The organism is Chryseobacterium sp. SIMBA_029, assembly GCF_046535275.1.
Taxonomy (GTDB): Bacteria; Bacteroidota; Bacteroidia; order Flavobacteriales; family Weeksellaceae; genus Chryseobacterium.
This window is the reverse complement of the sequence record NZ_JAWRXA010000144.1, coordinates 1-316: the sequence shown is the minus strand read 5'-3', so window position 1 is coordinate 316 and position 316 is coordinate 1. Positions and strand designations below refer to the sequence as shown.

Here is a 316-nt window from a genome sequence, read left to right as displayed (position 1 = left end):
CTACAGAACTTGTATCATGAATCCCAACCGCACACCAAAGCCCAAACTGTTCCTGTGAAAGATTCAGCAAGTGTCCAATAGCCGGATAAACGAATAAAGCAATGGAGTTTAACGTAAAAACAATGGCTAATGCCAGGGAAATTTGTTTTGTGCTGGGTTTAATAATAGGAGAAACAGCAGCAATGGCACTTCCTCCACAAATTGCGGTACCGGCAGAAATAAGATAAGAAAGAGGTCTTTCAAGTTTAAATACTTTTCCTAAAATGTATCCCAAAAGCATTACTGTAACAATACTTACCACTGTTAGCATCAATCC

General features: G+C 38.9%; 1 protein-coding gene. It reads right to left on the bottom strand.

Annotation, left to right across the window (positions count from 1 at the left end):
* On the bottom strand, positions 1 to 316 hold a 316-nt coding region (locus SB679_RS23560; RefSeq protein WP_410704693.1), incomplete at both ends, for a YeiH family protein.